The organism is Acinetobacter sp. YH01010, from assembly GCF_013420775.1.
Lineage (GTDB): Bacteria > Pseudomonadota > Gammaproteobacteria > Pseudomonadales > Moraxellaceae > Acinetobacter > Acinetobacter amyesii.
Map to the genome: position 1 here is coordinate 18,251 of NZ_VOYF01000020.1, position 12,483 is coordinate 30,733.

Genomic DNA, 12,483 nt, shown 5'->3' on the forward strand with positions numbered 1-12,483 from the left:
ATCAATTGTGCATATGAAAAAACAAAATAGCCCTGAAATTATCACTATTGAAGATCAAACTTTTGGTAGTCATGTTGAACATTGGAATTTGCTCACCGGCAACCCGACAACGGATGTACCAGTTTGGCTGGGTCAGGCATTGGATGCACCCATTATGCCGATGGGCTTATGTGCACAAGAATCTGATATGGATCAAAGTACATGGCTGATTCAAGGTCCATCTCAAGCGTCGATACAACTTTGCCAAGTGATTGCGGTAGAAAATAATAAACCTAAAGCCGTTAAAACTGCATTTCCAAGTTTTGATAGCCCATATAAAACCAAAGCCACCATTGAACGTATTATTACCTGTAAATCCAATACGCAAGCTGTGCTTTGCCTCGACTTAGGCGCAAATACCAGTGTGTATGCTTTTGATAGTTTATATAGCGTCAATCACGACCAATATGAAAAAGATGTAACCTACAGTGTGCAACTCAATGCTTGGGCCTATGAACTCGAAGCTGTCGCAGAACATGAACAGCTCGTCGTTGACGATCCTGCATCGATTAAACATCATCGTGCTTTAAACGATATCTTGGCAGCAAACAACGGTGTTGCCCCTGCAGACTTACACGAACAAATTAAAGCATGGCAACCAAAGTCTAAAGATGACAAAGCACCAGTCACAGTCGATTTTTCTAAAATGGTTGCATACCTATATGGTGAAAATCTTGGCCAAGAAGACGAAGCTTGGTTCCAAGGGCATATTGTTGGCAAAACTGCCATGCAATTTAAAGAGCAAGACTATACGCTGTATGATGTGACCTTAATCCACGAAGAAAACCAAGAAGCGGTGATTGTTCGTGTTGCAACACGAAATCCGGCGCATAAAGATTTCAATGTTGGGCAATATATTCGTGGCAATCTGTGGATACAAGCCAATATTTACGCGAAATCTGCCTAATTGGAATTCAAATCTAAGAAGAAAAAAACCACCAAAATATGGTGGTTTTTTTATTACTTAAATTAGTATTTAACGTCAAACACTAAACTTCTTTCATAAATCAATACTTAATTCACAAAAATATTCCCTCTCCTTTTCAAGGATGAGCATAATTACGCGCAAGAAGGAGAGGATTTATATGAAAAATTTCCCTCATCTTAGAGGAAGAAGGGCTTTCAGTATTAATCTTGCTACGAATTAATGATCATTTTTTTGACTTATGAAAGCTATCTACTAGCGTGGACTAATTTCATCGAGTACACGCATGATTTCAGCTTTGGTTTTAAAGAAGCGACTAAATAAACTCGAAACTGAACCAATCATCGTGATGTGCCCAACACGTGGGATTTGAATCAACTGACTGTGGTTGCCTGAGGCTTTTAATCGACGATCTAAATCTTCACTATTGCTATAGCCAACGATATTGTCTTTATCCGCAGTAAATAGATAATGCTTCACTTGATTGTGCTCAACAAAATAATACGGCATCACTTGTTGATACGGTACATTTTGATCAAAGGCATCTGCACAAATCGGATCACCTTTATAATCAAAATGATATGGCCCTGCCAATCCCACAATTGCACGAATATTCTCTTTCACTTGTAGCTGATAAGGCGTCGGATGATACAGTGCAGACATGACATTAAATGCCCCTGCCGAATGTCCCATTAACACCACATTTTCCACTTCAATCTGCAACTTATGCTGAGACTGCGTCAAATAGTTTAATGCAAGGCTAAGATCATCAATTGAAGCCGGAAAAATATATTCAGGTGCGAGATGGTAATTAATGACAGCAACATCGAAGCCTTCTTTGGCAAAAGCTTCACCAATGAATCCATAGTCCTTTTTGTCACCATGCATCCACGCTCCACCATGTACAAACACGATGAGTGGACGTTGCTGACGAGGTGCTGACGTGCGATACAAATCTAGGCGATGGCGCACTTTTAGACCATAAGGGATATTGTTTTGAACATGATATCCTTGTTTGGGTGTCAGTCGATTTAATGCATAACTGCCAAAATCATATAACCGAAAATTTCGATATAAAGATTTAGCCAAATCCATTTTTTGCTGAAGCCGCAGAGACCATTGATTCATATTTTACAGCATCATTTCCGACATTTTATTGAGCATTTGGATCGACAGCATCCGGATCTATCGCTACAGGCGTTTGTACTTCAGGTTGCACATTACCTACAGCAGGTGTGGTGTAACTTGAGTTAATTGAACGTGCCTGTGGATTTGGGTTCTGATCAATATTATCGATTAAAGTGATAATTCGCGTTACATTACCCACTTGTTGCAAGATTTGATTTAAGTCTGTGATTTCCGCACTGTTTAAACGGCCCATCACATAAAGAACAGCATCTTCAGTATGAATGTGTACTTTGCTGTCAGATACCACAGGCGCTTTCATAATCAAACCACGGGTATTCGCAGTGACCGCAGTATCTTGCATGATGGTGCTATAGCTGATCTGATTACCCACTGTAATATAGTTATGTACAGTTTTGACATCACTCATTGAACGGACATTTTCTTCTGCCAATTCTTTTAAATGATTATCTGGCACTTGCCCAGTCAATAAGACATTGCCATGAAAACTTTCAATATTGACACGTGACTGTTTAAAACGAGTATCTAATTTATATAAGTTAATTTTTGCTGTTCGAACAATGGAAGAGTCAATAAAAACTTGTCCCAATGAGCGTGCGCCGCTTTCAGTTCCTACAGGTGCTGATCCTGTTCCATTCGAAATAAAACTCGCACAGCCAGATAAACTTGCGACACAAAGCATCGTTATTCCAATACGCTTAACCACTCAGCACGACTCCTCAAATTTCCACACGTATTTTTCTATGCGTTTACACAGTTTGTTTTATCAAAGATTAATCAACTCTTGATCAAAAGTAAAAGCATTTTCAATCCATTGCTGATGATACGGGTATTTAGAAAAGTCTTGCTGTAGTGTTTTTGCAAAGTGCTGATAAAAATCAAAACAAATTGCATCAAAGCGACAATAATAATTTTGAAAATGTGACTGTTCATTTAAAAAATGCAACGCAGTCGTCATCATCTTACGTTGTTTGTGAATAGAAATGCTTTCAACGGCTTGAGCATAACGGGTATTCGAACGGGCTTTAACTTCGATAAACACCAATTCTTGACCACGTGTGACGATCAAATCAATTTCACCATAACGACTATGATAATTCTGTTGCACCTGTACATAGCCTTGCTGCTCAACCAAACGCAGCGCTTGCCGTTCTGCCCACTGCCCCAGATTCATCTGTCCCAAATTCATCTGCTCTAAGTTTAGCTGCATCGTTTCATCCCTAAAGTGAGATCGCCACGATGCCTTTTTTACTTCGCTCATAGCAGTGAGGAACACGCTGAATATTATTTTGACTAATTTTGATTAGCCCTGTTCGCCCCTGAAACTCAATGCTTTTTAATTTCGGTTCTTGCAAATATTGTTTTGCGATATGCCATGTGTCTCCGCCAAAAGCTAAAAGACGTTGATATGGCATATCTACTGGGTTTTCCTCATAAGCTCGGATCAGGTCAGGCCAACGCGCGTCATGCAATGCAGGTGCATCACAAAATTTCAGCCCTACAGGAATGGGCTTTGTGGCTTCAATCGCATTGGCAACGGTATATAGTTTTGCTTTAGGTAGTTTTGTTTGACTGTTTATCCATTCATTATTGCCTAACAACAACACCCCTTGATTTTTGTCCAGCTTCGTTGGGAGTTGTTCAACCACTTGTATCGGCACTGAACTTTGACTAATTAAGGACATGAGCAATAATTCATGTTCTGCCTCAGTTGCAGGCTGACGTAACACTAACACTTGCGCTAGTTTGTCTTTTTCGAAGACTTTTTGGAGTGCTAAAGCATCATCACGTTTTGATAGACTGTACTGCCAGACGTTTGGAATTTGGCTCGTCGTTTCATTTAAAGCCAACACGCGGACTTTAGGCTTTGCTTTTACAAGTGCTTCTACATCTTGACGTGCTAAAGGACCAATCACCAATTGAGTTTTTTTATTGACCTGTTGCTTCAATATCGCTGCAATTTGCTTTTGATTTGAATCTACAAACTTAATGGGCACTTTGTAGTCTGACGATTGATATGCGCTATTGAAACCTTGCTTAATACTGGATGCGGCTCGCGCCATAGGGCCAGATTCAGGTAGAATGACCAAGACGTCTGCCTGTGCAGCAGTAAACAGACTGCTTAAAAGGCAAAGACCCAAAATTTTGTTCTTATTATCCAACATGGAGAAACCTATGAGTGCTCAGTTATTTGTTGTTGCAACTCCAATCGGGCACTTAGATGATATTAGTTATCGTGCAATTGAGGTATTGAAGTCGGTTAAAATTATTGCCGCCGAGGATACACGAACTTCCGCACAATTACTTAAACATTTTAGTATCAATACACCTTTAACCGCCTGCCACGACCATAACGAAAGTAACAAAATAGACCAGCTGATTGAACGCCTCGAAAAGGGTGAAAATATGGCGCTAATCAGTGATGCAGGCACGCCATTGATCAGTGATCCTGGCTTTAAATTGGTTCGAGCTGCACAAGAAAAAAATATTCGTGTCATTCCTGTGCCAGGTGCCTGTGCTGCCATTGCTGCTCTCAGTGCTGTCGGCCTACCCAGTGACCGTTTTAGTTTCGAAGGCTTTTTACCTTCTAAACAGTCACAACGTCTTTTAGCATTGGAAAAACTGAAAGACGAAACTCAAACCATGATTATTTATGAAGCGCCGCACCGTATTGTGGATTGCCTAAAAGATATGTCGAATGTCTTTGGTGCAGATCGTCCTGTGGGCTTTGCACGTGAAATTACCAAAACATTTGAAACTATTAAAAAAATGTCTTTGGGTGAATTGGTTCATTTTGTCGAATCTGATCACAATCAGCAAAAAGGCGAAATCGTTTTGGTGATTGGTGGTGCGACCGAAGAAAAAGACCTAGAGCAAGAAAAGTTAGACAAATTGCTAACACGTTTACTTCAAGATTTGTCCGTTAAAGCTGCCTCTCAATTGGCTGCAGATTTAACTGGGATTAAAAAGAAAGTGGCCTATCAACGTGCTTTAGAGTTAACCCAAGCGAACGATTAAGCTTAATTTTTTCTTTTAATTTAAACCGCTTATGGAACCTACGGGTTCCATAAGCTATTCCTTACAATAATTTAAATAGAATGAAAAAAGTTGCTTATAACATGTCCATAAATCTGTCTGTCAAAAAACCGCTGGTGTTCATTCTCTTTAATCTGGTTTGGCTCACGGCCCTTGTACATATTATTTTTACTGGCATTCAACCCTATCCGCACTATATTAGTGGCGAGCAAATGACGGCCGATCATAGCGCGATTGCGATGGTCTGTGGATATTGTTCCCTCTATTTTGTAGTCGGTAATTTACTGAAACTGAGCCAATTTTGGGATAGGCATCGCTATTGGGCTTATGTCGTTTTGAGTGCGGTATTACTTTTTCAATCTTTTGTCGCTGCTGTGGCGGCCATGCATGCACCGCCGTATATTGCTGCATTTATTATTAATTGTATGTTTTTGCTTTTACTGCATTTTGTGTTCTATCCTATTTACGCGATCAGTCGTAAATATATGAAGCCAAAGACGGCTTGAAGCGATTTCACATCTTATTAACGACTTAACTTCTTGAGCAAACATGCTACAGAGTTAAGAACTGAATGACATGCATCCTCGCACAAGCGAATGAAGCAAAAAAAAACACCACATGACGTGGTGTTTTTTCATTTTTAATCTTTTGCCGATTCGTCTGGAGGGACTTCGGTAATACGACCACCACGCGCTAAGAACGCAGCAACTTCATCTTCAAGCGCCTGACGTTGTTTTAGTTTTGCAGTCACTGTTAATGTTTCAGCTTCAGAGGTGTCACCATCAGAGGCAGAATCAGCTGCGTCACCTGCACCTTTTTCAGCTGCTTGTGCTTCATCTTCATCAACTACTGAATCTTCTGGATCATCATAATCGTTCATATCAGTCATTGTGTTCTCCCCGCGAATGACTTCTGTTTGCCAGCGAATGGCTGGTTTTAAATTAACAGAAATTTAGCAATCTCTGAGCATTTCGACTAGTACCCACAATCAAAAAATCGTATCTTTTTTAATCAAAATCGTAACCTTGTTTATACGACTGTCTAAAAAATATCTGACTTTGACCTAAGCTGCGTAGATTGTATCTTTTAAAATACTCAGACCATTGGCTTGAGCCATAAATGCATCTTTAAGAACAGTCTGATTTTCCACTTGTTTTAAACCAAAGTTTCGCGCCCACACCACAGGAGAAAAAGTTGTAGTTTCTAACCAACCAATTGCGGACATACTATGCATCATGGCATCGTTTTGCCCTTTACGGCGGTGCTCATAGCGCTTCAAACTTTGTTCATGTGCCCACACACCCCGTTTTTTATCGGTCAAAAGCACATCGCAAAGTACTGCTGCATCTAAACAGCCAATATTCACGCCTTGTCCTGCAAGCGGATGAATCACATGGGCCGCATCTCCAATCAGCGCCAGACCATCATGAACGTATTGCTGTGCAGCTCGTGCCTTCAATGGAAATTTAGCACGTGGCGTTGCTTCTAAGACCTCGCCGAGCATGTGATGGCTTTCTCGAGTGAGCAACGCAGTAAATTCCACATCGGATAAAGCGACATATTCATCGGCATAATCATCTGGTAAGGTCCACACAATGGATTGCCAATAACCGCTTTCTTCTTTTTTCAGACTCGCCATCGGCAAAAATGCCAAAGGCCCAGTTTCTAAGAAAATTTGACGCGCTACATGCTGATGCGGTTGGGCGGTTTTAATTGCACAGCTCACACCCGCCTGTTTATAGTCCAAGACATCTAGATCGATGAAAGCTTGTTCTCGGACAAATGAGTTTGCACCATCTGCTCCAACCACCAGTTTTGTTTTGAGCTGGGTACCATCTGCGAGGTGAATGATCCATACACCAACGCCACGCTCAACTCGACTTACCTTGACTTGGGTTCGGTAGTCTTCGAGTTGTTCTAGCATTTTTTCTTGAATAGCTAAATTCAAAACACTTGGTTCAACCATTGAACCTAAAGCTTGCTCAACTGATGGCGTTTGCTCTGTAGCATGGCCAAAATTGATTTCGCCATAGCCATTTTTATTCCACACCTGCATGCCTGTATAAGGCTGCTGACGAGCAAGCTTTTCCCAAACACCCACGGTCTTGAGTAAATGAATAGTGGCTTGACTGAGCGCCAAAACTCGAGGATTCGCAATACTTTTGGTTTTTTCTGCATCCAATATAGGTGCCGCATCCAATACCGTAGCCTGCACACCGCCCTGCGCCAATAACAATGCCGTTAAACCACCGACCAAGCCACCGCCGACAATCACAGCATCCAGTACATCTGTTTGATTGAAACTCATGCTTTTAGCCCCATTGCATAATTCGCGACCAAAGGCTTGATCCCCGGAATGGTGTCAAAGGCAACTAATCCTGTATTGCGAATGAGTTTTAAAATTGGATTCTGGTTGCTAAAACCACGTACAACTGAATCACAGAATTTAATCACCCGCTGCTGATCGGTCAGGCGCGATTTTTCATAATCCAGCAACATAGCTGCATCACCCAAATCTGCACCTTGGGTACTTTGCTCTGTTAAATAACGGTGCAGTACATAGGCATCACGCATACATAAGTTAAAACCCTGACCCGCCACTGGATGAATGGTATGTGCAGCATTGCCCATCAGCACTACACGGCCGACAGCTTGTTTTTCTGCAAGCACTTGGGATAATGGGAAGCTGAAACGTTTACCCGTTTTTTGGAATTTACCTGCACGGTCGCCATAGGTTTCTTGTAAGGCATCTAAGAAGTGCTGATCATTTTCATCACCCATCCACTCGCCTTCAGTTCCTTTAGGAACAGGCCAAACCACTGAGCGGCGGTATTCACCCGGAAGTGGCAATAGCGCTAACGGGCCAAGTGGACTAAAGCGCTCGAAACCGACATGAGCATGCGGTTTAGAGGTTTGCACCGTAGTGACAATCGCCACTTGGTCATAGTCATGTTCTGATGCGCCAACGCCTAGGGCTTTGCGGCAGAATGAATCACGGCCATCTGCGGCAATCACGATTTTAGATTGTAGTTTGAGCTGTTCTTCAGCACGCTGTGCTTCTATATATGCAAAGTCTGCATCTTGCGTCAGTGAAGTCACTTGTACGCCATCAATTAATTCGATTAATGGTTGTTTTTTGACTTCTGTGAGCAACACACGACCGAGCCATGCATTTTCAATGACTTGTCCAAAGCTTTCGACTTTTTCTTGTTCTGCTTTTAGTCGTGCCTTACCAAAACTGCCTTGCTCTGTAATATTCACCTCTAAAATAGGCGTGGCATGTTCTTGCAAAGCATCCCACAGACCAAGTTCTTGATAAATCTGCACCGTACGGCGTGACAAGGCGCTGTTTCGCGCATCAAAACTAGAGTGATAAGGCGCAAGGTTTGCATCATCATAATTTGGGTATTTAATGGCTTCTAAAAGTTTTACGCCAATTTTGGCTTTGGCCAACATGAGTGCCAGACTTAAACCGACCATACCACCACCGACAATGATGACTTCTTGCTGCATGCTTACTTCCTTTTTTATCAAGTATTCGAATTTAGGAAATTCACTCGAAATACATATAATCTGTAATGGATTTTATCTTACATCAAGGGCATGATTTTTTATAATGAAATACAAATTTGTTGCGGGTATTTGCACTGAATAAATACAAAATAAATCATCTCTCGCCGTAAATATTCATCTCAAAAAATAGCGAATCACTTAAAATCACAATAAAAATGACTGAGCCGATTAAATTTCCGGCTCAACCACAGATCATTTTAATTTCAAGCATCAGCTTCCTCATTCAAATGATTCACATCGCCCTTCATAAAAAGTGCCTTGTTATTCTGCCTAACTGATGTTACGCAGTAACATCAGTAATTTAAATAAGGTGCTTAGGAAGTTAAGCATTAAAATACTGGATTAATTTCTGTAATCGAATTTCTGCATCTTGATTAAAAGCATTCGCCGCTTGGTGATACCAGCGCTTTGCTATCTTTAAGTCTAGATTTACACCATTACCCAGCTCATACATTAAACCAATTTTATAGGGGGCAATTGCACAGCCTTGTTTTGCCGATTGCTTGTACAAGTTCATAGCTAGATTATAATCTTGATCAAGAATTTCGCCCTTTTCATATATTTCAGCAAGGGCCGTTCTTGCGTTTATATTTCCCTTTTCCACTGACTGATTCAGTAGATCTAAAGCAATATGAACCTCTGTTTTACATGGTTTTTTGAACAACAGCGCTGCTAACTTCAGCATCGCCGCATCATCCCCTTGATCAACCGCTTTTTGATACCATCCTTGTGCTGTTAAATCATTTTTTTCGACGCCGCATTCCATTTCATACATTTCACCCAATTTAATTTGGGCTGCAATATCCCCTCTTGATGCTAAACTTAAATAATCATCATAAGTACGCTGATTGTTATACTTAAACTTTATTTTCTTTACTGGATTATAATCACTATCAAAGATTTCAAAACCGACATAGATTTTAAAGAGTTCAATCAATAACAGCCGAACCAATTGAGTATGATAAATTAAATGATCCTTTTCGCTAAAATAATAATATTGATAATAGCTTTCCAAATCTTCATTGATCTCTTCTTTTAAACTGTTTAAATCAGTCATCCATTTTTTTTGAATTTTGCCATTTTCAACATATTCGTATAAATATCTTGTTGAAAAGTTTAACCATTCTTTTTCAAAATCTTGTATTTGCCTATCCATGTAAAGTTCATCTTCTTCCGCTTGAATGACACATCTAATTTCTGCACCCTCTTTATAAAACGCATAGCTATAGCTTGAATTTGTGTCTGCAAAATCAAAGAATATCATCCATTTAATCGGTAACCCACTGCTCAGCAAGCTGCTCCATTTTTCAGGTTCAGTAAAAGCAAAATGCGCTAATCCGGCACTATTGATACAAACAACATGATCCGTCAGCCACTCTATATCTAATGCAGATTTTGAGTTTTCTTCAAAATAAACCAGCCAATCATTTACCAGTCTTTCTATATCCTGTTGATTGCCATTAAAGGGAATAACCACCCCAGCTTTTCTAACGCCCATAATTATGATTAAAATAAAAAATTTATACGATTAATTTTAAAAGACTTATATCTAATTTTTGTAAAAACTTAACATCAGAAAATCAACTACATTGCTAATTAACATTGTCTGTATGATTCGTATTTATATGACTGCTTATAGATAAAAAAAAGCCGATCATCTGACCGGCTTTTTTAAATACTGTATAAACTTAAGCGGCTTTCGCTTTCGCCATCAGCGCTTCAATCTCTTCTACAGATTTCACCACTGCAGCGGTTAAAACACGTGGACCATTTTGAGTTGCTACAACATCATCTTCAATACGGATACCAATACCACGCCATTTTTCATCAACAGTTTCATCATCTGGCGCAATATAAAGCCCCGGCTCAACAGTCACGACCATACCTTCTTCATAGGCACGCCATTCACCGTCTTGTTTATATGAACCAACGTCATGCACGTCCATACCGAGCCAGTGGCCTGTGCCATGCATATAGAACTGACGATAACCTTCTTTTGCGATGATTTCGTCAATATCTCCCTGCATGATGCCCAAATCAAGCAAACCTTGAACTAAAATACGCACTGCAACGTTATGCGGTTCTTTATACGAGTTGCCGATACGCACAGCATCAATCGCCGCAATTTGCGAATCGAGCACGACATTATAAAGTGCTTTTTGTTCAGGGCTGAATTTACCGTTAACAGGGAAAGTACGGGTAATGTCTGAGGCATACAGTTGATATTCACACGCTGCATCAATCAGTACCAAATCACCATCTTTCAATTCTTTGTCATTTTCCACATAGTGCAAAATACAGCCATTTTCACCACCACCAACGATGCTGTTATAGGACGGTACACAGCCATTTATACCAAAGACATAATTCAGTTCTGCTTCTAGTGCATATTCCATCATGCCCGGTTTGACTGTTTGCATGGCGCGGGTATGCGCTTTTGCTGAAATATCCGAAGCAATCTGCATCAATTCGAGTTCATTATCAGACTTATGCAAACGCATTTCATCGATAATGCGGTCCAGTTGAATGACTTGTGCAGGCGCACTTGCACCCTTACGTGATTCACCGCTTGCAGCTGCAATCCACTGCGCCACACGAGCATCAAAATTTGCTTGCTGCCCGATACGGTAAAATAATTTATCTTTATTTTGTAATTTTTCTAAAATTTCTTCGTCTAATAAATCGATAGCAAAGGCTTCATCCGCGTCATAGTCATCAATCGCGCCATCAATACCCGCACGGTAACCATTCCAAATTTCCATTTCACGGTCACGTTCACGGCAGAACAAACTATAGCTATAACCTTCTTCTTCGCTATCAAAGGTTTCAATCACTGCAACCGCTTCAGGTTCAGCAAAACCTGTTAAATAAAAGAAACTACTATCAGCACGGAATTTATAGTCGGCATCACGGTTTCGCATGGCTTCTTTGCTCGTGGCAATAATTGCGATGCTGCGTAAGCCCATTTCACCTGCAAGGATGTCACGACGTTCCTGAAAATCTGCTTGAGTTAATTTCTTCATTGATATGCTTCTTATACGCTTGGACTATGATTGATTTAATAGGATGATGAACTCCAAATATAGAGCCCATCATCTATTAATTATTGATGCAAAAAGAATGCCTTAACTTGGACGGTGTGGTGTGAACATTTCAACCACATTGCCCGCTTGAGCCGATGAATTTTTAGCACTCAGCTGTAACAACGGTGTTTCTGAAACATCTACTTTGGTACGTCCCATAGATAGGCTTACTGGGATTAAACGAACAAATTCGTATAATTCCTGATAGCTTTCTTCACCTTCTTCATCATCATCTGAATCTTCAAATTCTACTGAAGCGACATCCTGTAAATGCTCAATCAATTCTTGTTCATTGGTACGCAGATGTCCTGCCGCCAAACCAAAACCAAGAACCACACCTGCACACCAGTCTGCCAAGGCTTGCACACGCTCACCAAGTAAGTGATCATCATCTGGTAATAAAGGAAGATAGTCGAGTTCATCATCTGAAAGAGAATGAGCTACATCTTCTGCTTCTTCAGTTAACAATGCCAATGCATCTTCATCTAATTCAGCAACATCAAGCGTTGCTAAAATTTGTTGCCACTCTTCACGACTCGGGGGTTGTGACACACAAACTATACCAGTGAGTAAACCATGTAACTCACTTGGGCTTGAAATTTCTTCAATTTTAGAAAAATTGTGGGACCAATCTGACCAACCTGAAATATCGTCTTGCATTCGCTTATCCAATCTCTATAC

The 12,483-nt window shown here is 40.5% G+C and carries 13 protein-coding genes; 3 read left to right on the top strand and 10 right to left on the bottom strand.

The genetic code is table 11. The annotated features are described in order from the left end of the window. The first annotated feature begins 13 nt into the window (after positions 1 to 13). Positions 14 to 946, top strand: a complete 933-nt coding sequence (locus tag FTT77_RS14740; protein ID WP_180109482.1) for a hypothetical protein — start codon at positions 14 to 16, stop codon at positions 944 to 946. A gap of 273 nt (positions 947 to 1,219) precedes the next feature. Here FTT77_RS14740 and FTT77_RS14745 read toward each other — a convergent pair whose 3' ends face one another. From FTT77_RS14745 to FTT77_RS14760, 4 genes are read right to left on the bottom strand one after another with little or no spacing between them, the layout of a single operon-like run. Further along, on the bottom strand, positions 1,220 to 2,092 hold the full coding sequence (locus tag FTT77_RS14745; RefSeq protein WP_180109483.1) for an alpha/beta hydrolase: 873 nt from the start codon (positions 2,090 to 2,092) through the stop codon (positions 1,220 to 1,222). A gap of 25 nt (positions 2,093 to 2,117) precedes the next feature. Continuing rightward, entirely contained in the window at positions 2,118 to 2,816 is a 699-nt protein-coding gene (locus tag FTT77_RS14750) for a BON domain-containing protein (RefSeq protein WP_180109484.1), read from the bottom strand. Between the two features lie 60 nt (positions 2,817 to 2,876). Beyond that, positions 2,877 to 3,284, bottom strand: a complete 408-nt coding sequence (locus tag FTT77_RS14755) for a YraN family protein (RefSeq protein ID WP_180026975.1) — start codon at positions 3,282 to 3,284, stop codon at positions 2,877 to 2,879. Positions 3,285 to 3,330: 46 nt separating this feature from the next. Beyond that, positions 3,331 to 4,275, bottom strand: a complete 945-nt coding sequence (locus FTT77_RS14760; RefSeq protein ID WP_180004163.1) for a penicillin-binding protein activator — start codon at positions 4,273 to 4,275, stop codon at positions 3,331 to 3,333. Between the two features lie 10 nt (positions 4,276 to 4,285). Here FTT77_RS14760 and rsmI point away from each other — a divergent pair, with 10 nt between their 5' ends. Both rsmI and FTT77_RS14770 read left to right on the top strand, forming a co-directional pair. After that, positions 4,286 to 5,128 carry a 16S rRNA (cytidine(1402)-2'-O)-methyltransferase gene (gene rsmI, locus FTT77_RS14765; protein ID WP_078189168.1) on the top strand — a complete coding sequence of 281 codons (843 nt, stop codon included), beginning with the start codon at positions 4,286 to 4,288 and terminating at the stop codon, positions 5,126 to 5,128. Positions 5,129 to 5,229: 101 nt separating this feature from the next. Beyond that, entirely contained in the window at positions 5,230 to 5,652 is a 423-nt protein-coding gene (locus FTT77_RS14770; RefSeq protein WP_180008940.1) for a hypothetical protein, read from the top strand. 134 nt (positions 5,653 to 5,786) lie between these two features. Here FTT77_RS14770 and FTT77_RS14775 read toward each other — a convergent pair whose 3' ends face one another. The 6 genes from FTT77_RS14775 to FTT77_RS14800 all read right to left on the bottom strand — a co-directional run bounded on the left by FTT77_RS14775 (position 5,787) and on the right by FTT77_RS14800 (position 12,462). Further along, positions 5,787 to 6,035, bottom strand: coding sequence for a hypothetical protein (locus FTT77_RS14775; RefSeq protein WP_078189169.1), 249 nt, complete (start codon positions 6,033 to 6,035; stop codon positions 5,787 to 5,789). A 174-nt stretch (positions 6,036 to 6,209) separates the two neighbouring features. Beyond that, positions 6,210 to 7,454 (bottom strand): FAD-dependent monooxygenase, encoded by a 1,245-nt coding sequence (locus tag FTT77_RS14780; RefSeq protein ID WP_180008938.1) that lies wholly within the window; start codon positions 7,452 to 7,454, stop codon positions 6,210 to 6,212. After that, on the bottom strand, positions 7,451 to 8,659 hold the full coding sequence (ubiH, locus tag FTT77_RS14785; RefSeq protein ID WP_180008936.1) for a 2-octaprenyl-6-methoxyphenyl hydroxylase: 1,209 nt from the start codon (positions 8,657 to 8,659) through the stop codon (positions 7,451 to 7,453). The genes FTT77_RS14780 and ubiH overlap by 4 nt, the downstream gene beginning before the upstream one ends. A gap of 382 nt (positions 8,660 to 9,041) precedes the next feature. Further along, positions 9,042 to 10,217, bottom strand: a complete 1,176-nt coding sequence (locus FTT77_RS14790; RefSeq protein ID WP_180109485.1) for a tetratricopeptide repeat protein — start codon at positions 10,215 to 10,217, stop codon at positions 9,042 to 9,044. A 190-nt stretch (positions 10,218 to 10,407) separates the two neighbouring features. Further along, positions 10,408 to 11,742 carry a Xaa-Pro aminopeptidase gene (pepP, locus tag FTT77_RS14795; RefSeq protein ID WP_180109486.1) on the bottom strand — a complete coding sequence of 445 codons (1,335 nt, stop codon included), beginning with the start codon at positions 11,740 to 11,742 and terminating at the stop codon, positions 10,408 to 10,410. Positions 11,743 to 11,844: 102 nt separating this feature from the next. Continuing rightward, positions 11,845 to 12,462: a UPF0149 family protein gene (locus FTT77_RS14800; RefSeq protein WP_168378081.1), complete on the bottom strand. Its 618-nt coding sequence runs from the start codon at positions 12,460 to 12,462 to the stop codon at positions 11,845 to 11,847. Positions 12,463 to 12,483 lie beyond the last annotated feature (21 nt).

Bases quoted from the DNA above. Each gene is read 5' to 3' on its own strand.
- FTT77_RS14770 (WP_180008940.1), top strand. From the start codon at position 5,230: ATGTCCATAAATCTGTCTGTCAAAAAACCGCTGGTGTTCATTCTCTTT.
- FTT77_RS14740 (WP_180109482.1), top strand. From the start codon at position 14: ATGAAAAAACAAAATAGCCCTGAAATTATCACTATTGAAGATCAAACT.
- FTT77_RS14780 (WP_180008938.1), bottom strand. From the start codon at position 7,454: ATGAGTTTCAATCAAACAGATGTACTGGATGCTGTGATTGTCGGCGGT.
- FTT77_RS14760 (WP_180004163.1), bottom strand. From the start codon at position 4,275: ATGTTGGATAATAAGAACAAAATTTTGGGTCTTTGCCTTTTAAGCAGT.
- ubiH (WP_180008936.1), bottom strand. From the start codon at position 8,659: ATGCAGCAAGAAGTCATCATTGTCGGTGGTGGTATGGTCGGTTTAAGT.
- rsmI (WP_078189168.1), top strand. From the start codon at position 4,286: ATGAGTGCTCAGTTATTTGTTGTTGCAACTCCAATCGGGCACTTAGAT.
- FTT77_RS14790 (WP_180109485.1), bottom strand. From the start codon at position 10,217: ATGGGCGTTAGAAAAGCTGGGGTGGTTATTCCCTTTAATGGCAATCAA.
- FTT77_RS14800 (WP_168378081.1), bottom strand. From the start codon at position 12,462: ATGCAAGACGATATTTCAGGTTGGTCAGATTGGTCCCACAATTTTTCT.
- FTT77_RS14745 (WP_180109483.1), bottom strand. From the start codon at position 2,092: ATGAATCAATGGTCTCTGCGGCTTCAGCAAAAAATGGATTTGGCTAAA.
- pepP (WP_180109486.1), bottom strand. From the start codon at position 11,742: ATGAAGAAATTAACTCAAGCAGATTTTCAGGAACGTCGTGACATCCTT.
- FTT77_RS14775 (WP_078189169.1), bottom strand. From the start codon at position 6,035: ATGACTGATATGAACGATTATGATGATCCAGAAGATTCAGTAGTTGAT.
- FTT77_RS14755 (WP_180026975.1), bottom strand. From the start codon at position 3,284: ATGAATCTGGGGCAGTGGGCAGAACGGCAAGCGCTGCGTTTGGTTGAG.